The sequence below is a fragment of the Nocardia sp. A7 genome, assembly GCF_046549215.1.
GTDB lineage: Bacteria > Actinomycetota > Actinomycetes > Mycobacteriales > Mycobacteriaceae > Nocardia.
In genome coordinates this window covers 416,430-439,808 of sequence record NZ_JAJPWE010000001.1, presented here as the reverse complement: position 1 = coordinate 439,808, position 23,379 = coordinate 416,430, and the positions used below count along the sequence as shown (strand labels likewise).

22 protein-coding genes are annotated in these 23,379 nt (G+C 67.6%); 16 read left to right on the top strand and 6 right to left on the bottom strand.

Annotated elements, in window-relative coordinates:
* Nucleotides 1-44 precede the first annotated feature (44 nt).
* Nucleotides 45-743, bottom strand: coding sequence for a DUF3515 domain-containing protein (locus ACLJPD_RS01955; RefSeq protein WP_410869950.1), 699 nt, complete (start codon nucleotides 741-743; stop codon nucleotides 45-47).
* Between the two features lie 119 nt (nucleotides 744-862).
* Between ACLJPD_RS01955 and ACLJPD_RS01950 the strand changes: the two genes are divergently transcribed.
* From ACLJPD_RS01950 to ACLJPD_RS01940, 3 genes are read left to right on the top strand one after another with little or no spacing between them, the layout of a single operon-like run.
* A complete protein-coding gene (locus ACLJPD_RS01950; protein ID WP_410871892.1) occupies nucleotides 863-1,867 on the top strand; it encodes a thiamine-phosphate kinase in 1,005 nt (334 codons plus the stop codon).
* Nucleotides 1,868-1,878: 11 nt separating this feature from the next.
* Nucleotides 1,879-2,562, top strand: a complete 684-nt coding sequence (locus ACLJPD_RS01945; protein WP_410869948.1) for a uracil-DNA glycosylase — start codon at nucleotides 1,879-1,881, stop codon at nucleotides 2,560-2,562.
* Between the two features lie 49 nt (nucleotides 2,563-2,611).
* Nucleotides 2,612-2,863 carry a hypothetical protein gene (locus tag ACLJPD_RS01940; protein ID WP_410869946.1) on the top strand — a complete coding sequence of 84 codons (252 nt, stop codon included), beginning with the start codon at nucleotides 2,612-2,614 and terminating at the stop codon, nucleotides 2,861-2,863.
* Nucleotides 2,864-3,048: 185 nt separating this feature from the next.
* Here the strand turns inward: ACLJPD_RS01940 and ACLJPD_RS01935 are convergent, their stop codons facing one another.
* The 3 genes from ACLJPD_RS01935 to rpmB all read right to left on the bottom strand — a co-directional run bounded on the left by ACLJPD_RS01935 (nucleotide 3,049) and on the right by rpmB (nucleotide 4,742).
* Complete coding sequence (locus ACLJPD_RS01935; RefSeq protein WP_410869944.1) at nucleotides 3,049-3,837, bottom strand: enoyl-CoA hydratase/isomerase family protein; 789 nt, start codon at nucleotides 3,835-3,837, stop codon at nucleotides 3,049-3,051.
* A 74-nt stretch (nucleotides 3,838-3,911) separates the two neighbouring features.
* Nucleotides 3,912-4,466 (bottom strand): GNAT family N-acetyltransferase, encoded by a 555-nt coding sequence (locus tag ACLJPD_RS01930; RefSeq protein WP_410869942.1) that lies wholly within the window; start codon nucleotides 4,464-4,466, stop codon nucleotides 3,912-3,914.
* 84 nt (nucleotides 4,467-4,550) lie between these two features.
* The gene (gene rpmB, locus ACLJPD_RS01925; RefSeq protein ID WP_039799620.1) at nucleotides 4,551-4,742 is read right to left on the bottom strand and encodes a 50S ribosomal protein L28; all 192 of its coding nucleotides are present in this window, start codon (nucleotides 4,740-4,742) and stop codon (nucleotides 4,551-4,553) included.
* A gap of 314 nt (nucleotides 4,743-5,056) precedes the next feature.
* Here rpmB and ACLJPD_RS01920 point away from each other — a divergent pair, with 314 nt between their 5' ends.
* Together ACLJPD_RS01920 and recG are read left to right on the top strand one after the other, a co-directional pair.
* Complete coding sequence (locus ACLJPD_RS01920; RefSeq protein ID WP_410869940.1) at nucleotides 5,057-6,937, top strand: DAK2 domain-containing protein; 1,881 nt, start codon at nucleotides 5,057-5,059, stop codon at nucleotides 6,935-6,937.
* The gene (gene recG, locus ACLJPD_RS01915) at nucleotides 6,938-9,196 is read left to right on the top strand and encodes an ATP-dependent DNA helicase RecG (protein WP_410869939.1); all 2,259 of its coding nucleotides are present in this window, start codon (nucleotides 6,938-6,940) and stop codon (nucleotides 9,194-9,196) included.
* Nucleotides 9,197-9,224: 28 nt separating this feature from the next.
* Here the strand turns inward: recG and ACLJPD_RS01910 are convergent, their stop codons facing one another.
* Nucleotides 9,225-10,685, bottom strand: coding sequence for a short-chain fatty acyl-CoA regulator family protein (locus ACLJPD_RS01910; RefSeq protein ID WP_410869937.1), 1,461 nt, complete (start codon nucleotides 10,683-10,685; stop codon nucleotides 9,225-9,227).
* A gap of 677 nt (nucleotides 10,686-11,362) precedes the next feature.
* On the opposite strand from ACLJPD_RS01910, the gene ACLJPD_RS01905 reads away from it, so the two are divergent.
* From ACLJPD_RS01905 to coaD, 3 genes are read left to right on the top strand one after another with little or no spacing between them, the layout of a single operon-like run.
* The gene (locus tag ACLJPD_RS01905) at nucleotides 11,363-14,761 is read left to right on the top strand and encodes a pyruvate carboxylase (RefSeq protein WP_410869936.1); all 3,399 of its coding nucleotides are present in this window, start codon (nucleotides 11,363-11,365) and stop codon (nucleotides 14,759-14,761) included.
* Complete coding sequence (gene rsmD / locus ACLJPD_RS01900) at nucleotides 14,758-15,321, top strand: 16S rRNA (guanine(966)-N(2))-methyltransferase RsmD (RefSeq protein ID WP_410869934.1); 564 nt, start codon at nucleotides 14,758-14,760, stop codon at nucleotides 15,319-15,321. Before ACLJPD_RS01905 ends, rsmD begins: the two co-directional genes overlap by 4 nt.
* A 3-nt stretch (nucleotides 15,322-15,324) precedes the next feature.
* Nucleotides 15,325-15,810 carry a pantetheine-phosphate adenylyltransferase gene (coaD, locus tag ACLJPD_RS01895; protein ID WP_410869933.1) on the top strand — a complete coding sequence of 162 codons (486 nt, stop codon included), beginning with the start codon at nucleotides 15,325-15,327 and terminating at the stop codon, nucleotides 15,808-15,810.
* On the opposite strand, the gene ACLJPD_RS01890 is transcribed toward coaD, so the two are convergent.
* Complete coding sequence (locus ACLJPD_RS01890; protein ID WP_410869932.1) at nucleotides 15,807-16,322, bottom strand: GtrA family protein; 516 nt, start codon at nucleotides 16,320-16,322, stop codon at nucleotides 15,807-15,809. The two genes, coaD and ACLJPD_RS01890, sit on opposite strands and share 4 nt — an antisense overlap.
* Before the next feature lie 241 nt (nucleotides 16,323-16,563).
* Between ACLJPD_RS01890 and ACLJPD_RS01885 the strand changes: the two genes are divergently transcribed.
* From ACLJPD_RS01885 to ACLJPD_RS01850, 8 genes are all read left to right on the top strand, one after another.
* A complete protein-coding gene (locus ACLJPD_RS01885) occupies nucleotides 16,564-17,337 on the top strand; it encodes a DivIVA domain-containing protein (protein ID WP_410869931.1) in 774 nt (257 codons plus the stop codon).
* A gap of 87 nt (nucleotides 17,338-17,424) precedes the next feature.
* Nucleotides 17,425-18,030, top strand: coding sequence for a YceD family protein (locus ACLJPD_RS01880; protein WP_410869930.1), 606 nt, complete (start codon nucleotides 17,425-17,427; stop codon nucleotides 18,028-18,030).
* 80 nt (nucleotides 18,031-18,110) lie between these two features.
* Nucleotides 18,111-18,293, top strand: coding sequence for a 50S ribosomal protein L32 (gene rpmF / locus ACLJPD_RS01875; protein WP_040708879.1), 183 nt, complete (start codon nucleotides 18,111-18,113; stop codon nucleotides 18,291-18,293).
* Between the two features lie 24 nt (nucleotides 18,294-18,317).
* Nucleotides 18,318-19,049, top strand: coding sequence for a ribonuclease III (gene rnc, locus ACLJPD_RS01870; protein ID WP_410869929.1), 732 nt, complete (start codon nucleotides 18,318-18,320; stop codon nucleotides 19,047-19,049).
* Between the two features lie 3 nt (nucleotides 19,050-19,052).
* A complete protein-coding gene (mutM, locus tag ACLJPD_RS01865; RefSeq protein WP_410869928.1) occupies nucleotides 19,053-19,913 on the top strand; it encodes a bifunctional DNA-formamidopyrimidine glycosylase/DNA-(apurinic or apyrimidinic site) lyase in 861 nt (286 codons plus the stop codon).
* Nucleotides 19,914-19,977: 64 nt separating this feature from the next.
* Entirely contained in the window at nucleotides 19,978-20,559 is a 582-nt protein-coding gene (locus ACLJPD_RS01860; protein WP_410869927.1) for a dihydrofolate reductase family protein, read from the top strand.
* Between the two features lie 5 nt (nucleotides 20,560-20,564).
* A complete protein-coding gene (locus tag ACLJPD_RS01855) occupies nucleotides 20,565-21,602 on the top strand; it encodes a PHP domain-containing protein (RefSeq protein WP_410869926.1) in 1,038 nt (345 codons plus the stop codon).
* A gap of 89 nt (nucleotides 21,603-21,691) precedes the next feature.
* On the top strand, nucleotides 21,692-23,206 hold the full coding sequence (locus ACLJPD_RS01850) for a PstS family phosphate ABC transporter substrate-binding protein (RefSeq protein ID WP_410869925.1): 1,515 nt from the start codon (nucleotides 21,692-21,694) through the stop codon (nucleotides 23,204-23,206).
* Nucleotides 23,207-23,379 lie beyond the last annotated feature (173 nt).

Below are 23,379 nucleotides of genomic sequence, written 5' to 3'. Positions count from 1 at the left end.
CGGCGCAGTGGTGCTCGAAAGTTCTACCGCGCCAGACTGTTAACTCAAAGTTCGCCCGGAGTCGGTTCGCGGGCAGGCAGATTCGCGTTGATGGTGTCGGAGACGGTCTGTACCGCGCTGGTGCCAGAGCCGTCGGGGACGGTCAGGGCGATGTAGGTCTCGCGGTCGACGGCGAACCAGGTGCCGGTCTTGCCGACCTCGTCGCGGATCTGGAACCACTTCACGCCGTCGATGACCGTCAGCGGGGACGCGCGGTTGAACTCGAGGGGACGGTCGAGGCCGCAGCGCAGGGTGATCGGGTCGCCGCCCTCGGGGAGTTGCCAGGCGCGGGTGGCGGGCGGGGCGGGTTCGACGAGGGTGGCCTTGGTGTAGTCGCCGAGCTCGGCGGGCAGGGCGGGGAGCAGAGCTTGGCAGGCGGGGCCGTCGGCGGCGGGGGCCGGAACGGGGCCGAGGGCGAGGGGCTCGCGTTCGACGGGGGCGCGCAGGGCGATGAAGGCAGCGACCAGGACCCCGACGATCAGCACGACGGGCAGGGCGATCGCGGTGGCGATGAGTGCGGGGGAGTGGTGCGATTCGAAGTCGTCGTCCGAGTCGGCTGTATCAGCGTCGGCGTCCTTGATGGCGTCGGCGTCGCGGGCGGTGTTCGCGTCCGTGGCGGCATCGCCGGGCGACTTCGCGTCGGCGGTGGCGGTGTCGTCGGGGGTGTTCGCCTCGTCGCGATCCTCCGGTGTCGAGTCCGCCATAGCTGTGTGGTCCTTCCGTTCGCGGGTTCGCCTGCACCGTCGGTGGTGCCCGATCGCCTCCGAAAGGGTACCGTCGGGGCGATTTCATCGGTCAGCAGCACAGCGGGAAGGGGTCGGTCATCAGCGAGGACACTCGCCCGCAGACGGTTCGTGAGCTGGGCGAATTCGCCTTGATCGATCGGATCAACGCCGGTCGAGAGCAGGCCGCGCACGTGCTGCTCGGACCAGGGGACGACGCCGCGCTGATCGCCGCCCCCGACGGGCGGTTCGTGGTGAGCACCGACATGCTCGTCGAAGGCAGACACTTCCGGCTCGACTGGTCATCGCCCGTCGACATCGGGCGCAAGGCGATCGCGCAGAACGCCGCCGACGTAGTGGCGATGGGGGCGCGGCCGACAGCGTTCGTGGTCGCGCTCGGCTGCCCGGCCGAAACCCCCGTGTCGGTGGTCGAGGGGATCGCCGACGGGATGTGGATCGAGGCGAGCCGCGCCGGGGGTTCCATCGCGGGCGGCGACCTGGTGCACAGCGAGCAGTTGGTTGTCTCGGTGACCGCGTTCGGCGATCTCGGCGGGCAATCCGCGATCACACGATCCGGTGCGGTGGTCGGCGACATCGTCGCGGTGGCAGGCGAACTCGGCTGGTCCGGTGCTGGGCTGGCCGTATTGACCGGTGACGCGGACAGATCCGATCCTGAGTTCACCTATGCCCTTGCCACACATCGTGTTCCGCAGCCGCCCTACGCGGCGGTGATCGACGCGTTCGGTACGCAGACCCCGACCGCTCTCACCGACATCTCCGACGGACTGCTAGCCGACCTCGGACATCTCGCCGCGGCATCGAACGTCGCGATCGACGTCCACAGTTCGGCGCTGTCGGACCCCGAACTCCGCGCCGTCGCGAAACTGCTCGATGCCGATGCCGCGCAATGGATTCTGGCCGGTGGCGAGGATCACGCCTTCGTCGGAACCTGGCCCGCCGACATCGCGCTGCCCGCGGGCTGGCGCCCGATCGGCGTAGTAAACGCAGGCAGCGGCGTCACGGTCGATGGCATGGCACCCACCGGCGGCACCGGCTGGGAATCGTTCCGTGGGGCGGACGCCACACCCGACCACGACGAACGATAGGTTGTGCGGTCATGGGCGCCAAACCACTGTCGGAGATCATCGATCCGGGCTGGGCCCGGGCACTGGAGCCGGTCACCGACCGCATCAGCGAAATGGGCGAGTTCCTACGCGAGGAGAACGCGGCAGGCCGCGGCTACCTTCCCGAAGGGGAGAACGTGCTGCGCGCGTTCCAGCGACCGTTCGACAAGGTGCGCGTGCTCATCGTCGGCCAGGACCCGTACCCGACGCCCGGCCACGCCATGGGCCTGAGTTTCTCTGTCACACCACAGGTTTCGCCGGTCCCGCGCAGCCTGTCCAACATCTTCGCCGAATACAGCAAGGACCTCGGCTTCGATACGCCGACCTGTGGCGACCTGAGCCCCTGGTCGGATCAGGGTGTGCTGCTGCTGAACCGAGTGCTCACCGTCACCCCCGGCGCGCCCGCCTCCCATCGCGGCAAGGGCTGGGAAGCGGTCACCGAGCAGGCGATCCGGGCACTGGTCGACCGCGACGAACCGCTGGTCGCCGTGCTGTGGGGCAACGACGCACGCTCGCTCAAGCCCACACTCGTCGACGCCGAGGTGCCCTACGTCGAATCCGCGCACCCCTCACCACTGTCCGCCTCGCGCGGGTTCTTCGGTTCACGACCCTTCTCGCGGGTCAACGAACTGCTCGACGAACTCGGCGCCGACCCCGTCGACTGGCGGCTGCCCTGACCCGGGGCGTCGCCCGCACCAGAAGAGAATGATGAAGGAGCACAACCCGATGCACATCTCCACCGTTCGCGTTGCCCTCGCGACCGCCGCCGTCGCCGCCGCCATCACCGCGGGCGCAGGCTCGGCCACCGCCGCAGGCCTGCAGCTCGAGCCCTACAACGAGCAGGCCGCACCGGTGGCCACCACCCAGGTCGGCGAGGAATGGACCTCCACCGGCACCTCCACGATCTCCTCGGGTGTGAACGCGAAGGTGACCTGCCTCCTGCAGAACACCTTCAGCGCCCTCGGCGCAGCCTGCTGAATCATTAGCGGCTGGCGCCGCGGGGTTTTCGGCCCTGTGGGCCTCACATCCGAAGGGCGATACTGCGCCTTCGGCGTTCCGTCTCGCCCTTCGGATGCGAGGCGGCCGAAAACCCGTGGTGCTGAGTCCCGGCGTGGCGTTGGTCGCGCCGGGTGGGTCATTTCACTCGCGGGAGTGGGTGACTTCTAGGTGAGTCCGACGTAATTCGGCTTTCTCTTGGCCACAAAGGCGTCTACGCCTTCGCGGCCGGTGTTGCTGTTGGCGGCGGCGGCGATGCTGTCGCGTTCGGCATCGAGCTGCTGGTCCAGGATCGCTGTGGGCGACTGGGCCAGCAGCTTTTTCATGGCCGTGTAGGTGGCGCGGGGGCCGGTGACGAAGGTCTGTGCCAGACGCAGGGCCTCGGCGCGGATGTCCTCGTCGGCGACGGTGCGGCTCAGGATGCCGAGGCGCACGGCTTCTTCGGCGTCGATGACGGCGTCGGTGAGCAGGATCTCGGTGGCGCGGCTGAGGCCGACGATGCGGGGGAGCAGCCAGGACATGCCGCCGTCGGGGGACAGGCCGATGCCGGGGTAGGCGGGGCGCAGCTTCGTCGACGGGCCGCCGATCGCGATGTCGGCGGCGCAGACCAGGCTCATGCCCGCGCCTGCCGCCCAACCCTGCACGGCGGCGATCACGGGGACGGGGGCGGCCGCGAGCGCGCGGACGAAATCGTGGAGTTCGTCGGCCAGCTTGTGCAGGTAGGCACCGCGGTCGTCGGACGCGGCGAAATTGCGGACGTTGCCGCCCGCGCAGAAGTTCGCGCCCGCGCCGGTGAGCAGCACAGCGCCGACCGATGGATCGAGGGCGCGCAGGGCCGCGGTGCCCGCGTTGATCAGGTCGAAATCCATCGAGGTGCCCGCGGCGGAGGTGGCGATGGTCAGCTGGAGCACGCCGTCGATGATCTCGGCGGCGGGGACCGGTTCGGTGGTACTCATGAGCGTCACCTTAATCGGGCCCGGACGCGCGGTGTTCCGCGGTGCTTCGAGCACGGCGGCACCGACAGTGGTCCTCAGTCGCGGCGCCACCATTGTTCGGGCAGCAGGGTGAACGGGTCGGTGCGGCGGACGCCGGTGTCGGTGAAACCGTGCCTGCGGTAGAAGGCGTGGGCGCGCGGATAGTCGGCGAAGACCCAGAGGGTGCACGGTGATCCGGGGGCAGCCGCTTCGATCAGTGCGTCGGCGACGCCGGTGCCGTGCCAGGCGCTGCGCACGTAGAGCGCTTCGAGTTCGGTCTCGGGGTGTGCGGATCGGCCTGCGCACGACTGTCGACCGGAGCCGGCGGGTTCAGCCTCGCCCGCGCTCGTCTCGTTTCGCCGACCGGACGTGGACGATCCGGTCGCGGCGGCGAAGCCGATCAGGCGGTCGTCGACCAGCGCGATCGGTAGCCGGTGGGTGCCGGTGGCCCGGCGACGTTCCCAGGTGATCGCGGAGCGTTCGAGGTCGAAGCTGTCCAGGACGTGGCCGGGGACGAGGGCGCCGTAGGTCTCGCGCCAGCTGGCGATGTGGCAGGCGGCCAGTTCGGTGATCCGGTTCGCCGTGAGCGGCGCGATCCGCCAGTCAGGCACGGCGAATCAGATCGTGGACGACAAAGCCCCGGATCACCCACGAGGGGTGCCGGGGCGCTGTCGGCAGAATGTACGGGCTGAAAATCAGCCGCGGGCGACCTTGCCCGCCTTCAGGCAGGAGGTGCACACGTTCATCCGGCGGGTGTTGCCAGGGGCAACCTGCGCACGCACGGTCTGGATGTTCGGGTTCCAGCGACGGTTGGTGCGCCGGTGCGAGTGCGAGACCGACTTCCCGAAACCGGGGCCCTTGGCGCAGACGTCGCAAACGGCAGCCATGTCGCGAGCTCCTTCATGTCATAAGCGGACAGCGGCGCACGTATGCCCGCTGAACCGGAAACTGATGTCGTCAAAATGCCTTGCCGACTGACGTCGGCCAGCGCAGACCCACGTGGGCCGCACGAGGCAACCCTGCAAGACTAGCGGGCCGGGCCTCGAAGTTCCAAACCGGGTGCCCCGGTCGGCACACCGAGCACAGCCCGGATGAGGGCCCGTCCGAGGTCAGCATAACCGCGTCGGTCAGTGCCGCTAACCTGGCGTGCGTGCTCGGCGCGCGGGTACGCAGAACGGGGAGCGAGGTGGCGGTGGCGCACGTGCGGGACTCTCTCGACGGCCACGACCTGCTGGTCTGGGCCCGCAATTGCCGAACCGACCTGGAACTACGCCGCGCCGAGATCGACGCGCTCAACGTTTTCCCCATCGCCGACGCCGACACCGGCACCAATCTCCTTGCCACCATGCGAGCCGCGGTCGCGACCGCGGACCGAGCGGTGCTCGAGCTGGAGTCCGCCGATTCCGGTGTTTCGGCTCATCTCATCGCCCAGGCCTTGGCCCGCGGTGCGACGACGGGCGCGCGCGGAAACTCGGGCATCATCCTGTCGCAGGTCCTACGCGGGATCGCGGAGGCCGTTGTCGATGGTCCGTTGACCGGTGCGCGGCTGCAGGTGGCGTTGCGACGGTCGGCGGTGCTCGTTCGCACGGGTCTGAGCGCCCCGGTCGAGGGCACGATCCTGACAGTTCTCGACCGCGCCGCGGTGGCGGCCGTCGGGGCCACCGAACCCTCGCTGGAGCAGGTGGCTCGGTCCGCCGCCGAGGGCGCCGCGCGTGCGCTGAGTCAGACTCCGACCCAGCTCGGGGTGCTGCGGGCGGCGGGCGTCGTCGACGCGGGGGCGCGTGGGCTGCTGGTGCTGCTCGACTGCCTCGTGACGGAAGTCTGTGGTGAGGCGCCCGCGCGAGTCAGATACACGTGCGGCGAACGGGCGGACCACGGGCCGCATCGGCGGCCGGTCGACGCCGACGCCCGAGTCGACGAGGCGCAGACGCACGTTGTCGACGGGAGCATCGACGACAGGCAGGCCGCAACTCTGCCCAGCCGATCCGGTGACAACGATCACGGACGCGCGGGCGACGGCGCCAGAGGGCTCGTTCCCGACGGTCGGGAGCGCCGGATGGGCGCCTCCCGTGACGACCATGATCACCGAGATCAGGACGCTGATCCGCACTTCGAGGTCATGTACGTGATCTCCGACACCGACGAGACCGCCGCGGGTGGCCTGCGAGATCGGCTCGCCGTTCTCGGTGATTCGGTGGTGGTGGTCGGCGACGGTGACAGCACCTGGTCCGCCCACGTGCACTGCCGTGACGCGGGGGCCGCGATCGAGGCGGGGCTCGCGGTGGGAACCCTGACAAAGATCCGAATCGAGAGCTTCGCGGTGACCGCGCCGCACAGCGACCACCACGAACACCGCATCGACGGGCTCGCCGCGCAGCACACCCAGAGCGGGGACGGCATCTTCGGCGATCCAGCCGGTGTCCTTGCCGACCGTGGCGTTCTGGCGGTGGTCGTCGGCGCTGCTGCCGTGCGCCTGTTCGAAGACGCCGGGGCGGTGGTGTTGCGGGGGGATCGGCAGGTCGATACGAGCGCGCTGCTGACGGCGATCCGGCGGATGCCGCATCGGGAGGTGCTCGTGTTGCCGAACGGGGCGTTGCCCGCGCCGGAGTTGGTGGCCGCGGGTGTGGCCGCGCGTGACGGGTCGCGTGATGTGTTGTTGCTGCCGAGCGCGTCGATGGTGCAGGGGCTCGCGGCGCTGGCGGTGCACGATCGGGGGCGGATCGCGGTGGACGACGCGTTCGCGATGTCGGAGGCGGCGGCGACCACGCGGTGGGGTGCGTTGCGGGCGGCGCGGGTGCGGGCGTTGACCATGGTCGGAATGTGTTCTCCCGGTGACGGATTGGGTCTGGTCGGCCACGATGTGGTGGTGATCGATCCCGATGTGGTCGGCGCCGGACGCATTCTGCTCGACCGGATGCTCGGTCTCGGTGGGGAATTGGTGACACTGCTGATGGGCGCCGGCGCGGGGCCCGAGCTGTCGCAGGTGCTCGCCGATCACGTGACGGCCGGTTTCCCCGGCGTCGAGGTGGTCGTGTATTCCGGTGGACAGCAAGCGGATCTGGTGCAGATAGGGGTCGAGTAGATGACGACGTTGAGTGACCGGCTCGACCACGTGCTCGGCGTCAAGGCGGCCGACCGGCTGACCGAGGCGTTCGACATGACCACCGTCGAGGATCTGTTGCGTCACTATCCGGTGCGCTACGCCACCCAGGGTCAGCCCCTCACCGAGGAGGAACCCGAAGAGGGCGCGCACATCACCGTGATCGGGCGCATCGCGAAAACCGAACTGCGCCCGATGAAGAACCGCCGCGGCTCCCTGTTGAAGGTGCAGCTCGACACCGGCGCCCAGCGACCGCTCGAGGCCACCTTCTTCAACGGTGACAAGGTGCGCTATCTGGTGAAAGAAGGTGTGCGAGCGATGATGTCGGGCACCGTGCACTGGTGGCGTCCCGATCGCTGGAACCTCTCACACCCCGACTACCTGATCCTGCCCGACAAGCCGGAAGCAGGCGTGGAGGAACTCACCTCCGTGCGTGGCAGCGGTGCCTTGCGAGGATTGGCACAGAGTGCGAAAGGCGCGGGGGGAGTGGACGCCTCGTTCTTCGAGCGCGAATTCGTCCCCGTGTATCCGGCCACCGCGAAGGTCCAGAGCTGGGACCTGCTGGCCTGCATACGGCAGGTGCTCGACCAGCTGGACCCCATCGATGACCCGTTGCCCGCCGACCTGCGCGAGGAACGTCAATTCCTTCCGCTCTCGGAAGCGCTGCGCCTGATCCACCTGCCGGAGCACAAGCTCGATATCGAAAAGGCCAGGGAAAGACTCCGTTTCGATGAGGCCCTCGCACTTCAGCTGGTGCTGGCCGAACGCCGCCACGAGGTAGCGGGCCGTACCGCCCCGGCCTGCCCGCCCTCGGCCGACGGTATCGCCGCCGCGTTCGACGAGCGCTTGCCGTTCGAGCTCACCGAGGGCCAGCTGCAGGTGCTCGCGGAGATCTCCGAAGACCTCTCCCGCACCCGCCCGATGCACCGACTGCTCCAGGGTGAGGTTGGCTCGGGCAAGACGATCGTGGCGCTGAACGCCATGCTCCGAGTAGTGGACTCGGGCCGCCAGTGCGCACTGCTCGCGCCCACCGAAGTCCTCGCGGCCCAGCACTATCGCTCGCTGCGCGCGATGCTCGGTGACCTCGGCAACGCGGGCGAACTCGGTGCCGCCGAGAACTCGACGAAGGTCGTACTGCTCACCGGATCGATGTCGACGGCCGCGAAGAAGTCGGCACTGCTGGACGCGATGACCGGCGAGGCGGGCATCGTCATCGGCACCCATGCCCTCATCCAGGACGCCGTCGAGTTCTACGACCTCGGCCTCGTGGTGGTCGACGAACAGCACCGCTTCGGTGTCGAACAGCGAGACGCGTTGCGTGCCAAGGCGAAAAACGGCATCAGCCCGCACCTGCTGGTGATGACCGCGACACCGATCCCGCGCACCATCGCGATGACCACCCTCGGCGACCTCGAAACCTCAACGCTCACCCAGCTTCCCAAGGGCCGCTCGCCGATCGTGTCGAAAGTCGTTCCGCGCAAACTGCATCCGGGCTGGGTGGAGCGCGCCTGGGAACGGATCGTCGAAGAGGTCGGCCAGGGCAGGCAGGCGTATGTGGTGTGCTCGCGCATCGGCGAGGATCCCGACGCGCCACCGGCCAAGGGGAAGAAGGCGGAGAAGGAGGGGCCGACCACGGCGGCCGCCGTCGAGATGTACGAGACCTTGAGCGCCGGTCCACTGGCAGGTACGCGCGTCGGCCTGTTGCACGGCAGGCTGCCGTCCGACGAAAAAGACCACGTGATGCGCCAATTCAACGACGGCGCCATCGACGTCCTGGTCTGCACCACCGTTGTCGAGGTCGGTGTCGACGTGCCGAACGCGACCGTCATGGTGATCGTCGACGCCGACCGGTTCGGCGTGAGCCAGCTGCACCAGTTGCGCGGTCGGATCGGACGCGGCAAGCATCCCGGCCTGTGTCTGCTGGTCACCGATGCCGCGCCCGGCGGTACGGCGATGGCGCGGCTCGAGGCGGTCGCCGCGACCACCGACGGTTTCGAACTCTCGGTGCTCGACCTGCGCCAGCGCCGTGAAGGTGACGTTCTCGGCTCGGCGCAGTCCGGCACCGCCCGGTCGCTGCGCCTGCTCTCGCTCCTCGACGACCTCGAAGTGATCACCGCCGCACAGGAACTCGCGCGACAGGTCGTCGCCGAGGACCCAGGTCTGGTCAACCACCCAGGCCTGGCGGGCATGATGCACGCCGCCGTCGACGGTGAACGCATCGAATACCTCGCCAAATCCTGACCCGCCGAACGGACTCGACGCGAGCGCGCTACGCCGGCGCCGCCCGCGCGACGGAGTTCGCGGCGGGGTGTGGCAACCGTGGATAGGGCAGATCGGTGCTGGTGTGTTCGACCACGGCCAGCGGCCGCCCGATCTGCGGGAACGCGCGCTGCGGGCACGCGGGCCGCTCGCACACCTTGCACCCCGCCCCGATCGGGACAGCCACCAGCGGATCGTCGACCTGCATCCCCTGCGAATACACCAGCCGGTCGGCGTATTCGATATCGCAACCAAGTGCGATGACGAAGTTCTTCGACGCCGTCCCGAACCCCTGCGCGGCCGGGGGTGTGGTGCGCGCGATCCAGAGGTAGCGGCGCCCGTCGGGCATCTCCGAGACCTGGGTGAGGATGCGACCGGGATGGGCGAAGGCCTCATGGGTCACCCACAGCGGGCAGCTGCCGCCGACCCGCGAGAAGTGAAAAGCGGTGGCGGACTGGCGCTTCGAGATGTTGCCTGCCCGGTCGGTGCGGACGAGGAAGAACGGCACCCCGCGCTGACCCTGACGTTGCAGCGTGGCCAGCCGATGGCAGACCGTCTCGAAACCGACCTCGAATCGCAGGGCGAGCAGGTCGACGTCGTAGCGCAATTCCTCGGCCGAGCGCAGGAAGCGACCGTAGGGCAGGATCAGCGCACCGGCGAAGTAGTTGGCCAGCCCGACCCTGGCCAGCGTGCGGGATTCGCCGGTGAGGCCACGGGATTCGGTGAGCACGTTGTCGATCTCACGGCCGTAGAGCAGCAGGCCAAGGGTGGTCGCGATCTGGAAGGCGCGCTGCCCGGGGCGCAGCCGCCTGGCCAGGGTGAGGGTGCGGGTGTCGGGGTCGTAATGGCGTTTCGGGATGGTCGGGTCGGCGCCGTCGCCGCGTACCAGCACCGTGACGCCCGCGCGTTCCTCGGCGATCCTGGCCAGCTGACGATCCAGTGAGCCGATGCTCAGACCGGATTCCTCGAACAATTGCTCGGCGGCGTGATCGAGGGTCGAGATGTGATTGCGGTGGTCGTAGAAGAAGTCGCGCACGTCCTCGTACGGCATGGGTGCGCCCGGCGCGCCGGTGGGCGTGTCGACGCGCGAGGACAGCAGGTCGAGCTGGTCGGTCGCCGCGCGCAGGCGCCGGTGCATCGCGATCACGATGCGCGCCACCTCGGGCAGGCGGGTCGCCAGTTCCTCGACCTCGGTGATCGGTGCGGTGTCACCGCCGCCCGCTGCTTCCACCAGTACCTCGTGCAGATCCGAGACCAACCGCGCGTCGGAGTCGGCGGCGAAGAACTGCACGTCGAGGTCGAAGGTCGAGTTCAGTTTCAGCAGAACAGGAATGGTGAGCGGACGCTGATCACGCTCTAGTTGATTGAGATAGCTGGGTGAGAGGTCGAGCGACTTCGCGAGCGCTGCCTGAGTCATCCGCCGTTCTTCGCGCAACCTTCGTAGCCTGGCCCCCGCGTACATCTTCCGCACAACGAAGATCCTAACGCGACCTGTTCGCAATATTCGCTGAAAGTCGGGATTGCCGAAGGAGATGTCCAGTGCCGCAAGGGATTTTACGTGACGCTACTGGTGCGTAACGTGCGAAGAGTGCGCTGGTAGGGCACGTGGGCTCCCCGGTACGCCGTACGCACCGGGGGGAACTTCGCCGCGGTCACCGACTTCCGCTTGACGTCGCTCACGAAAATACGCCTGTTCCTGCTGTTTCGGTAGAGATAGCGGTCTCCGTACGCCTGAATCGCAGTCGGGAGTTCGCCCGATCCCGCCATGGCGAACAGACTCGGATCCGGGGGAGTGGTCGTCCAGCGCAGTGACGCCGCGGTGCGCGGCGACGGCTGGATCGCCACCCGGAAGTGAGCTCGGCGGCATTCCAGGTGGAGTTGTCCCTGGGCTTCGCCGCGGCGGACGAGGTCGATGGCAGGGCTTCGTCCGGGTAGTCGAATGGTAGGGGTCGGTCCGGCGGGGGGCTTGACTGGTGTGACCTGGGGTTTCCCGCGGGGACGTCCGGGCGCACCGCAGGGCGGTTTCCGCGGTGAGATGTGACGGCCTGATGAACGCAACTTCGCAGGTGGGCGGGTGTGCGGTGTGAAGAGTGTGGCGAAGTCACCTTGCGTGTCCGGCCTCGGGTCGGGTCCGGGTACCGTAGGCCAATGTTCTCGAAAGTCTTGGTCGCAAATCGTGGTGAGATCGCTATCCGTGCCTTCCGCGCGGCCTACGAACTCGGCATCGGAACGGTCGCGGTGTTCCCGTACGAGGATCGCAATTCCGTGCATCGCCTCAAGGCGGCCGAGTCCTACCAGATCGGCGAAGAGGGTCACCCGGTTCGCGCGTATCTGTCGATCGAGGCGATCATCGAGGCCGCCAAGAGCGCGGGCGCCGACGCGATCTACCCCGGCTACGGTTTCCTGTCGGAGAACCCCGACCTCGCCGCGGCCTGTGCCGCCGAGGGCATCACGTTCATCGGCCCCACCGCCGAGATCCTCGAGATGGCGGGCAACAAGGCCACGGCCATCGCCGCGGCGAAGGCGGCAGGCCTGCCGACGCTGAAGTCGAGTGAGCCATCGGCCGATATCGACGAACTGATCACCGCCTCGGCCGAACTCGAATACCCGATCTTCGTCAAGGCCGTCGCCGGTGGTGGTGGTCGTGGTATGCGCCGGGTCGCCGCGCCCGAGCAGTTACGTGAGTCGATCGAAGCGGCCTCGCGCGAAGCGGAGTCGGCGTTCGGTGATCCGACCGTGTTCCTCGAGCAGGCGGTGGTGAACCCGCGCCACATCGAGGTGCAGATCCTGGCCGACCAGCACGGCAATGTGATGCACCTGTTCGAGCGGGACTGTTCGCTGCAGCGTCGCCATCAGAAGGTGATCGAGCTCGCGCCCGCCCCCAATCTGTCGCCCGAACTGCGGACGCGTATCTGCGCCGATGCCGTGGCGTTCGCCCGCCAGATCGGCTATATCAACGCGGGCACCGTGGAGTTCCTGCTGGATGAGCGCGGCAAGCACGTGTTCATCGAGATGAACCCGCGCATCCAGGTGGAGCACACGGTCACCGAGGAGATCACCGATGTCGACCTGGTGCAGTCGCAGCTGCGCATCGCGGCCGGGGAATCGCTTGCCGACCTGGGTCTGAGCCAGGAGACGGTGCAGATTCGCGGCGCCGCGCTGCAGTGCCGCATCACCACCGAGGACGCGGCCAACGGCTTCCGCCCCGACACCGGCCGCATCACCGCCTACCGCACCCCCGGCGGCGCGGGTATCCGTCTTGACGGCGGCGCGAACCTGGGCGCGGAGATCGGCGCCTACTTCGACTCGATGCTGGTCAAGCTCACCTGCCGTGGTCGCGACCTGCCCGCAGCCGCCGCGCGCGCCCAGCGCGCGCTGGCCGAATTCCGTATTCGTGGCGTAACGACCAACATCCCGTTCCTGCAGTCGGTGCTCGACGATCCCGATTTCCAGGCGGGCCGGGTGACCACCTCGTTCATCGACGAGCGTCCCGAGTTGCTCACCTCGCGTGGGTCGGCCGACCGTGGCACCAAGATCCTCACCTATCTGGCCGACGTCACCGTCAACAAGCCCAACGGTGATCGCCCGACCACGGTGTACCCGTACGACAAGCTGCCCGCAGTCGACCTGACGGTGGCGCCGCCGGACGGTTCGCGTCAGCGCCTGCTCGCCCTCGGACCGGAGGGTTTCGCGAAAGCTCTCCGCGAACAGAAGGCGGTCGGCGTCACCGACACCACCTTCCGTGACGCGCACCAGTCGCTGCTGGCGACCCGCGTGCGCACCAACGGTCTGCTCGGCGTCGCGGGTCACGTCGCGCGACTGACCCCCGAACTGCTCTCCATCGAGGCGTGGGGTGGCGCGACTTACGATGTGGCACTGCGGTTCCTGCACGAGGACCCGTGGGAACGCCTTGCCGCCTTGCGCGAAGCCGTGCCGAACATCTGCCTGCAGATGCTGCTGCGCGGTCGCAACACCGTCGGCTACACGCCCTACCCCGAAAAGGTCACGCGCGCTTTCGTTTCCGAGGCCGCCACCACCGGCATCGATATCTTCCGCATCTTCGACGCGCTCAACAATGTCGACCAGATGCGTCCGGCGATCGACGCGGTCCGCGAAACCGGAACCGCTGTAGCCGAAGTCGCGCTCAGCTACACCGGCGACCTCATGGATCCGAACGAACAGCTCTACACCCTCGACTACTACCTGAAGCTGGCCGAGCAGATCGTCGACGCGGGCGCGCACGTCCTCGCGATCAAGGACATGGCCGGTCTGCTGCGCGCTCCCGCGGCCGCGAAACTGGTGACGGCGCTGCGCAGTAACTTCGACCTGCCGGTGCACGTGCACACCCACGACACCCCGGGCGGGCAGCTGGCCACCTACCTGGCGGCCTGGCAGGCCGGTGCCGACGCGGTCGACGGCGCGTCCGCGGCTATGGCGGGCACCACGTCACAACCCGCGCTGTCGGCGATCGTGGCCGCCACCGCGCACACCGATCGTGACACCGGTCTGAATCTGCAGAATGTGTGCGATCTCGAGCCGTACTGGGAGGCGCTGCGCAAGGTCTACGCACCGTTCGAGTCGGGCCTGCCCGCGCCGACCGGGCGCGTGTACACCCACGAGATTCCGGGTGGTCAGCTGTCGAATCTGCGTCAGCAGGCGATCGCGCTCGGCCTCGGTGATCGGTTCGAAGAGGTCGAGGCGAAGTACGCGGCTGCCGACCGGCTGCTCGGTCGCCTGATCAAGGTGACCCCGTCGTCGAAGGTCGTCGGTGACCTCGCGCTGGCCTTGGTCGGCACCGGTGTCGATATCGAGGACTTCGCCGCCGATCCGGGCCGCTACGACATCCCCGACTCGGTGATCGGCTTCCTGCGCGGCGAGCTCGGCACCCCCGCGGGCGGTTGGCCCGAGCCGTTCCGCAGCAAGGCACTGGCCGGGCGCAACGAACCCAAGCCCGAGACCCCGCTGAGCCCGGCCGACCAGAAGTTGCTCGACGGGTCGTCGGCGCAGCGTCGCGAAACGCTAAACCGGCTGCTGTTCCCCGGCCCGACCGCCGAGTTCAACGCCCACCGCGAGAAGTACGGCGACACCACCGGGCTGTCGGAGAACCAGTTCTTCTACGGCCTGCGCCGCGGCGAAGAGCACCGTGTGCAGCTGGAGAAGGGCGTCACCCTGCTCATCGGCCTAGAGGCGATCTCCGAGCCCGACGAGAAGGGCATGCGCACGGTGATGTGCATCATGAACGGGCAGCTGCGCCCGGTCGCGGTGCGTGACCGGTCCGTCGCCTCCGAGGTGCCAGCGGCGGAGAAGGCCGACAAGAACAACGCCGGTCACATCGCGGCGCCGTTTGCCGGAGTGGTCACCCTTGCGGTGTCGGAGGGCGACGAAATCCACGCCGGCGACACCGTCGGCACCATCGAGGCGATGAAGATGGAAGCGGCCATCACCGCACCGCGCGGTGGCGTGGTCGGCCGGATCGCGACCGCCAAGGTGGCCCAGGTCGAGGGCGGCGACCTGCTGGTGGAACTGGTCACACGCGAGTCGGAATGACACGCATCGTCGCGGGTGTGGCGGGCGGGCGGCGCCTCAAGGTGCCGCCCGTCGGTACCCGGCCCACGTCGGATCGGGTGCGCGAAGCCGTGTTCAGCGCGATCGACGCCCGTCTCGATCTGGACGGGACACTGGTCCTGGACCTGTATGCGGGCTCGGGTGCGCTGGGCTTGGAAGCGCTCTCGCGCGGGGCCGAGCGAGCGCTGCTCGTGGAGTCGGACCGCAAAGCGGCGGACGTGGTGCGCGCCAATATCGCCGAACTCGGTCTGCCCGGCGCCGAACTGCGGCTCGCCAGCGTGTCCTCGGTGCTGAAACAAGCCGCGCCAAGGGCATACGACGTGGTGTTCTCGGACCCGCCCTACGACGTGAGCACCGAGGACGTGATCGCCGACCTCACCGCCCTTGCGAGCAACGGCTGGCTCGCGCCGCAGGCACTGGTGGTAGTGGAACGGTCGAGTCGTTCACCCGAAATCGCCTGGCCCACAGGCTATCTGCCCTTGAAGACCCGCAAATACGGGGAGACCAGAGTCGAACTCGCCGAGTTCGGTGCTAGCGTCTGATACATGGCTGCAGCACTGTGCCCCGGCTCCTTCGACCCGGTCACCAACGGTCACCTCGACGTGTTCGCCCGCGCGGCCGCACAGTTCGACGAGGTGATCATCACCGTCAATGTGAACCCCAAGAAGCAGGGCATGTTCACCGTCGAGGAGCGCATGGAACTGCTGCGTGAATCCGTCGCGCACCTGCCGAACGTGCGGGTCGCCTCCTGGCAGGGCCTCACGGTCGACTTCGCCAAGCAGGAAGGCGTCAGCGCGATCGTCAAGGGTCTGCGCGACGCGGGCGACTTCGGCTACGAACTGCAGATGGCCCAGATGAACCACAAACTGGCCGGCGTCGACACCTTCTTCATCGCCACCAACCCGTCCCTGAGCTTTCTGTCCAGCTCGCTGGTCAAGGAAGTAGCGGCCCTTGGCGGCGACGTGAGCGACATGCTCCCACCCGCCGTCCACAAGCGTCTCCTCGACCGCCTGGCCGAACGTAAGGGCTAGGCAGTCGCGGGAAGCCGGAACAAGCCGCGCAGTGCCAGGAAGCGCAGGCCGCCTACCGCGGCGGTGATGGCGAGGACCGTCAGTGCCTGGGTGATGTCGCCCAGACCGGGCGCCCAGAAATCCAGTCCGGCCAAGCCCGCGGTCGTGATCGCGAGCCCGATCAACGCGATCCCGCCACCTTCCCACTGCGCCGTGAACCAGGTGACCCGGTCGGTGGCGTGGAACGTGAGCTGACGGTGGAATTCGTTGGCGATGACCGTGCTCACCAGCGACCCGGCCACATTGGCGATCAGCGGGCCGACGCTGTGCATCGCGAAGAACAGCAGCACATAGGCGATATTGCTCGACCCGCCGACGAGGGCGAATCGGAACAGCTGGGGAAGGGCCCGGTCGCCGCGTAGATAGGTGAGCGCGCCCACGAACTGCGGACGCAGCGCGGGTGCGACTTCACTCGGTGCCACCACGGGAAACGGACCGGTCCATGGAGTGAACATGCCAGCGACGTGCGACACCGGACTCCTAGGGGTTTCCAGGAGGGTCATGTTCGACTCCGATCCCAATGAACAGACGCGGACGGCGTTGTTTGCCTACCGATGGTAGCCGAAGTGGAGGGCTGCACTCCACTTGATATCTGTGCGATCTTGGACACTGTCGCGACACACCGCGACGACATTCGGCACACGCGCCCCAGAAGGGCACACTGGGCGACGGCGGTAGTGGTTTCGCCGGGATCGAAGCAGGAGGGTAGTGAGCATGTATCGCGTATTCGAAGCACTCGACGAACTGGTCGCCATCGTCGAAGAGGCGCGCGGCATCCCGCCGACTCGCAGCTGCATCGTGCCGCGCGGCGATGTCCTCGAGCTCCTCGACGACGTCCGCGACGCGCTGCCCGGTGAACTCGACGACGCCCAGGATGTCCTCGACCACCGCGACAAGATCGTCGGCGATGCCCGCAGCGGCGCCGAGGCGACGGTCACCACGGCCAACGAGCAGGCGCGCGCCACCATCGACTCCGCCCGCGCCGAGGCCGATCGCATCCTCGCCGACGCGAAGGACCACGCCGACCGGATGGTCGCCGAGGCCACCGCGCACGCCGACCGCCTGGTGAGCTCCGCCCAGGCCGAGGCCGATCAGGTCGTCGCCGACGGCAATGCCGAATACGACGAGCTCACCGGCCGCGCCCAGATCGACGCCGACCGGGCCATCGAGGCGGGCAAGGCCTCCTACGAGCGTTCGGTCGCCGACGGCAAGGCCGAACAGGCCCGCCTGGTCGCGCAGACCGAGGTGGTGCGGGTCGCGCACGCCGAATCCGCCCGCCTGATCGACGAGGCGCAGGCCGAGTCCGACCGGGTGCGCACCGAATGCGACGACTACGTCGACGAGCAGATGGCCGATTTCGGCAACCGGCTCGCCGCGATGGAAGAGACGCTCAACACCACCAGGCGCTCGATCACGCGCGGTCGTCAGCAGATGCGCGGCGCACCGGGCGCCGAATACCCCGAATACGCTGCCGACCACCGCCGCTGACCGATCCGCGCGTTTTGAGTTCCGGCGGGGTCCTGCCGTACTGTTGAGTGGTTGCCCATCATCCCCTCAACGGTTAGCGAGTCAGTGATGTCCGCCGGTTCCGGTTCGCCCGCGCGTCCACGCAAGACCAATGGTCCTGTGTCGGAGGCGGGTTTCGTGCTGGACGTCCGCAATCTCGGCCGTCGGCCGGGAACCATGCGGGAGCTGCGTCGCACTGTCACCGACCACGAGCGGCTGGGTCTGGACCTGATCGCCATCCCGGCCGATGCCGAGGTGGAACTCGATCTGCAGCTGCAGGCGGTCTCGGAGGGTGTGCTGATCACCGGCACGGCGTCCGGACCGACGGCCGGGGAGTGCTCGCGTTGCCTCGAACCGTTCGAGAACCAGGTGCATGTTCGTCTGACGGAGCTGTTCGCCTATCCGGACAGCACCACCGAGCAGACGACCGAGGATGCCGAGGTCTACCGCATGGAAGACGACCTCGTCGACCTCGAACCGGTGATCCTCGATGCCATCGGGCTGGAGCTTCCGCTGCAGCCGCTGTGCTCGCCGGACTGTGCGGGCCTGTGCCCCGAGTGCGGTGTGCGGATGGCGATTGCGGGTCCTGATCATGGGCATGAGATACTGGACCCTCGCTGGGCGAAGTTGGCGAATTTCGCCACTGACGAGCCCGGTACCGGCGACCCCGCCTGAGGGTTCCACCACCAAGACCGAACCGCTGCCGCGGCATCTGATGCCGGTGTAGTCAGCGAAAACCAAGAGGAGAAGTAGCCGTGGCTGTTCCCAAGCGTCGGATGTCGCGTTCCAACACCCGGTCGCGGCGCAGCCAGTGGAAGGCCACCGCGCCGACCCTGGTCACCTGCCCGAACCGCGCGTGTGGTGAGAAGACCCTCCCGCACATCGCGTGCCCGTCCTGCGGTACCTACAAGGGCCGCCAGGTCACCTCTGCAGTCTGATCGTTGTAGATCATTCCTAGCAACGTGACAGCCAGTAAAGACAATGTGGGCGCGGCCGATGAGGCCAGCCTGCTCACCGCCCTCGGTGTCGACGTACGACCGGAGCTTCTGCGCCTGGCGCTGACGCACCGGTCGTACGCGTACGAGAACGGCGGTCTGCCGACCAACGAGCGCCTGGAATTCCTCGGCGACTCGGTACTCGGCCTCAGCATCACCGAGCGCCTGTATACCGAGCACCCCGAGAAGTCCGAGGGTGAACTCGCGAAACTGCGCGCGAGCGTGGTGAACATGCACGCGCTCGCCGAGGTGGCGCGTGGCCTCGGCGACGGCGGACTCGGCCAGTATCTGCTGCTCGGTAAGGGCGAAGAGCTCACCGGTGGCCGTGACAAGCCGAGCATCCTCGCCGACGGCATGGAGTCGCTGCTCGGTGCGGTGCACCTCGAGCACGGCATCGAAACCGCGCGCGTGGTGGTGCTTCGCCTGTTCGCCGATCTGCTCGAGCGCGGCCCCCGCATGGGCGCGGGCCTCGACTGGAAGACCAGCCTGCAGGAACTCACCGCCGAGCGTGGTCTCGGCGTGCCCGCCTACGAGATCACCTCCACCGGACCGGACCACAACAAGGAGTTCACCGCCACCACGGTGATCGCCGGTCGTCCGTACGGCACGGGTGTCGGCCGCTCCAAGAAGGAAGCCGAGCAGAAGGCAGCCGGTACGGCCTACAAGGCACTTACCGACGAATCCGCGGTAGAAGCCTGACCTGTGCCCGAACTGCCCGAGGTAGAGGTCGTTCGGCGCGGTCTCGCCGAGCACGCGGTCGGCCGGGCCATCGATACCGTCACGGTCACCCACCCGCGAGCTGTGCGCAGGCACGTCGCGGGTGGTGCTGATCTGGCGGCCCGGCTCACCGGGTTGCGGATCGACTCCGCGCAGCGGCGCGGGAAATATCTCTGGCTCACCTTCGACGAGCCCGATACCGCGCTGGTCGTGCATCTGGGCATGAGCGGTCAGATGCTCGTGCAGCCCGCGGGCGCGCCCGTCGAGAAACACGCGCACATTCGTGCGGTGCTCGGTGACGGTGCCGAATTGCGCTTCGTCGATCAGCGCACCTTCGGTGGCTGGGCGCTGGGCGAGCTCGTCGAGGTGAACGGGACCGTGGTGCCCGATGTCGTCGCGCACATCGCGCGTGATCCGCTCGACCCCCTCTTCGACCGTGAGGCCGTGGTCGCGGCCATCCGCGCCAAGAACACCGAGATCAAGCGCGTGCTGCTCGATCAGACGGTGATCTCGGGGATCGGCAATATCTACGCCGACGAAGCACTGTGGCGGGCCGGTCTGCACGGCACCCGCATCGCCGCCGACCTCACCCGCCCGGTCCTGCGCACTCTGCTCGACGGGGTCACCGCGGTCATGACCGAGGCGCTGGCCGTCGGTGGCACCTCCTTCGACGCCCTGTACGTGAATGTGAACGGCGAATCCGGCTATTTCTCCCGGTCGCTGGCCGCGTACGGGCGGGAAAACGAACCCTGCGATCGGTGCGCGACGTTGTTGGTGCGGGAACAATTCATGAATCGGTCGTCGTTTTCCTGTCCGAAGTGTCAACGGAAGCCGCGCCGCCGCTGATCCGGGCACGCTAACGTTTCCCCTGACAGGTCGTGACAGACCGGGTCCGTGCAGGGAGGACGTTATGCGCAAGCTGACCTATTTTGTGGCATCGACGATCGACGGTTTCATCGCCGCCGATGACGGGACGCTGGATTTCTTCCCGGTAGGCGGGGATCACGGGCCCGCGATCACCTCGCAGTACCCGGAGACCCTGCCCACCAAGGTGCGCGAGGCGCGCGGCATCGGGGCGGGCAACATCTACTTCGACACCGTGATCATGGGCCGCAAGACCCACGACTTCGGGGTCCGCACCGGTACGGCGAGCCCGTATGAACACCTACGCCAATACGTGGTGTCGACGACGCTGCCGGAATCGCCCGCGCCGGGGGTGGAACTGATCGCCGAGGACCCGACCGCGGCGGTGCGGGAACTCAAACGCGAAGACGGATTGGGGATCTGGCTCTGCGGTGGTGGTGAACTGGCGCAGACTTTGCTGCCCGAGATCGACCAGGTGTTCCTGAAGCTGCATCCGGTGGTGCTCGGGACCGGCAGGCCGCTGTTCGGCGGTGGGGCGAAACTGCCTGCGCCCGAACGGTTCCGGGTGATCACCAGCCGGGTGTATGCCGACGGTGTCGCCTTCCTCAAGTACGGCCGGATCAAGTAGCCGCGATGACATCGGCGGCGAGTCCGGGTCCGGTGGCGGCGCTTCGTGAGGTCGGGTTCTGGCTCGAACGCAGTCGCGCGGAAACGCACCGGGTGAAGGCTTACCGGCGCGCCGCCGATGTTGTCGAAGGGCTGTCCGAGGGTGAATATGCCACTCGCGCATCCGAACACAGTTGGCGCGAGCTCGCCGGGATCGGGCCCAAGACGGCGGCGATCATCGAGCAATCCTGTGCCGGTGAGGTTCCCGACTACCTTGCCGAGCTCCGCAAGGAGGCGAAGCCGATCGCACCGGCGGGCGAGGAGTTGCGCGCCGCGCTGCGTGGCGACCTGCACACCCACTCGGACTGGTCCGATGGTGGAAGTCCGATCGCCGAGATGATGGGTGTCGCGGCCGCGCTCGGCCACGAATACTGCGCGCTGACAGACCATTCGCCGCGGCTGAAGGTCGCCAACGGCCTGTCCGCCGACCGGTTGCTGCGCCAACTCGACGTGATCGCCGAACTCAACGAGCAGATGGCGCCGTTTCGCATCCTCACCGGCATCGAGGTCGACATCCTCGACGACGGCACGCTCGACCAGCGAGCCGATCTGCTCGAACGTCTGGATGTCGTTGTCGCCAGTGTGCATTGGCACCTGCGCGACGACAGCGACACGATGACCAAGCGGATGGTCTACGCGGTCGCGAACCCCAACGTCGATATCCTGGGCCACTGCACCGGCCGCCTCGTGGAAGGGGCTCGCGGCACCCGACCGGAGTCGTCGTTCGACGCCGAACTCGTCTTCGAAGCCTGCCGCCGCTACGGCACCGCCGTCGAAATCAACAGCCGTCCCGAACGCCGTGATCCACCCGGGCGATTGATCGAACTGGCGGTCGAGATGGACTGCTTCTTCTCCATCGACACCGATGCCCATGCGCCCGGCCAATTGGCTTGGCAGGGTTACGGATGCGAGCGGGCGCTGGCACACGGTGTATCGGCCGAGAAGGTTATCGATACCTGGCCGGTCGAGGAGCTATTGGCCTGGTGCCGGAAATCCGATGAGTGAAGACTTGCCCAACAACTGATTTCGCTTCGCGAAAGTGGAGCCATCGCCTGGTAATAATCAACTCGCCGCGTGGGGTAGGGGGTGAGCTGGTGAACGAGTTTCCGATCGAGATCGTGCTGTCGCTGCTCGGTATCGTCGTCGCATCGGCGGCCTTCCTGCGCGAGTTCGTGCTGGTCGGCCGCAGACGCCTGGGATACCGGGTGCAGATGGATACGCCGGTGACCGGTGAAACCGAATCCGCGCTGGCCGGTGCGCTGCGTAATCTCCGCACACCGGAAGACGGTGGCCAGGCGTGGGAGTTGGCGAACCTGTCGCTGGTGCTGGTGCGCATCGAGAACGCGGGCAGCTTGCGCATCGACGACAACGACTACACGATGCGCAATGCCGAATCCGACCGGGTGGGGCTGCATCTGGTCTTTCCCGAGCGCAAGGTGATCGGACTCGCCGTCAACGAACTGTCCGGCGTGCCTGCCGACAACCTGGGTCCCGGCTCCGGTCTCGGCAAGTGGGACAGGGTCGAAGGGACGAGATTCGAAGGACTCATCGACCTTCCGAAGGTGCCGTTGGAACGGGGGCACCACTACAAGATCCTCGCGATCCTGAATCGGGAGCAGGGCACGGGCGAGCCCAAGCCGCCGACGTTGATCGGCGCCGTCAAGGGCGGCAAAGTAGCGCCGACGGAAAGCAAGTCGGGGCCCTCGGTGAAGTTGATGGCACTGTGCGCGTTCCTGGTCGCGGTGGTCGTCGTTCAGTTGGTCGTCGCCCTGGTGCAAGCTGATCCGCCGCCGCGTGACTGTGCCGCGGGTGAACTCACCGTCGTCGGGTCGACGGCGATGGCGCCGATGATCCGCAAGGCCGCACAGGACTATGAGAAAACGTGCACCGACGCGAAATTCAGCTTCGCGTTCGAGGGGACGGAACCGGGCCTGCGCACACTGGCCCGTGCCGGTCACACGCAGAACATGCTCGCGATCGGTGACGGCTCCAAGGGCAATTCCTTCGAAGCGCTGACCGAACACCCGCTCGCGCTCGGCTCGTTCTCGATGATCGTGCACCCCGGTGTCGGCCTGACGAACCTCACGACTGCGCAGATCCGGGACCTGTACCGGGGAAATATCAAGAACTGGAACCAGATCGGCGGCCCCGACTTGCCGGTGGTGCTGATCGACCGGACCGCGGGCTCGGGCACCCGCCGCGCGCTCGAATCCCGGCTACTCGAGGACAACCGCAAGGTGTTTCCCTATACCAGTTGCATCGGGATGGCGGCCGGTGGCGCGCAGTGCGAGGTCGACGTCACCGAGGAAGTGGCAGCGTTCGTTGCCAAAATCCCCGGCGCGGTGGGCTATCTGGAGACCTCGGCGGTCGGTGCCGAGGTCAGGGCTGTGTCGATCGACGGGGCCAGCGCTTCGGCGGACGCGATGCGCACCCGTCGGTACCCCTTCGTCGGCGTCGAGTACGCCCTCACCCACGGTCCGATCGCCGGTGATTCGCTGGTTACCCAATTCATCGACTATCTGGCCAATGGTAAGGCCAGGCTCACCATGGTGGAGTTCGGTAATATTCCGTGCTCTGACCGTGTTGATCTTGAAATCTGTACAGCGTAGAGCGCTTTTGACCGCGTAAACTCCTGTACTGGTAGGGAATCGAAACAGAACAATTCCAGCAACACGCTGGTTTACTCTGCGGTAGCGGGGTACGTTCCTTGACGGCCCCTCTGTTCAGACGGGCACCCGAAACGGTGCGTTCTGCGTCTGGCCAGGCCAACCATGCCCCATGG

Coding starts and splice junctions, on each gene's coding strand:
- recG (WP_410869939.1), top strand. CDS start 6,938: ATGACGACGTTGAGTGACCGGCTCGACCACGTGCTCGGCGTCAAGGCG.
- ACLJPD_RS01860 (WP_410869927.1), top strand. CDS start 19,978: ATGCGCAAGCTGACCTATTTTGTGGCATCGACGATCGACGGTTTCATC.
- rsmD (WP_410869934.1), top strand. CDS start 14,758: ATGACACGCATCGTCGCGGGTGTGGCGGGCGGGCGGCGCCTCAAGGTG.
- ACLJPD_RS01935 (WP_410869944.1), bottom strand. CDS start 3,837: ATGAGTACCACCGAACCGGTCCCCGCCGCCGAGATCATCGACGGCGTG.
- rpmB (WP_039799620.1), bottom strand. CDS start 4,742: ATGGCTGCCGTTTGCGACGTCTGCGCCAAGGGCCCCGGTTTCGGGAAG.
- ACLJPD_RS01855 (WP_410869926.1), top strand. CDS start 20,565: ATGACATCGGCGGCGAGTCCGGGTCCGGTGGCGGCGCTTCGTGAGGTC.
- ACLJPD_RS01945 (WP_410869948.1), top strand. CDS start 1,879: ATGGGCGCCAAACCACTGTCGGAGATCATCGATCCGGGCTGGGCCCGG.
- ACLJPD_RS01955 (WP_410869950.1), bottom strand. CDS start 743: ATGGCGGACTCGACACCGGAGGATCGCGACGAGGCGAACACCCCCGAC.
- ACLJPD_RS01885 (WP_410869931.1), top strand. CDS start 16,564: ATGTATCGCGTATTCGAAGCACTCGACGAACTGGTCGCCATCGTCGAA.
- ACLJPD_RS01880 (WP_410869930.1), top strand. CDS start 17,425: ATGTCCGCCGGTTCCGGTTCGCCCGCGCGTCCACGCAAGACCAATGGT.
- ACLJPD_RS01905 (WP_410869936.1), top strand. CDS start 11,363: ATGTTCTCGAAAGTCTTGGTCGCAAATCGTGGTGAGATCGCTATCCGT.
- ACLJPD_RS01940 (WP_410869946.1), top strand. CDS start 2,612: ATGCACATCTCCACCGTTCGCGTTGCCCTCGCGACCGCCGCCGTCGCC.
- coaD (WP_410869933.1), top strand. CDS start 15,325: ATGGCTGCAGCACTGTGCCCCGGCTCCTTCGACCCGGTCACCAACGGT.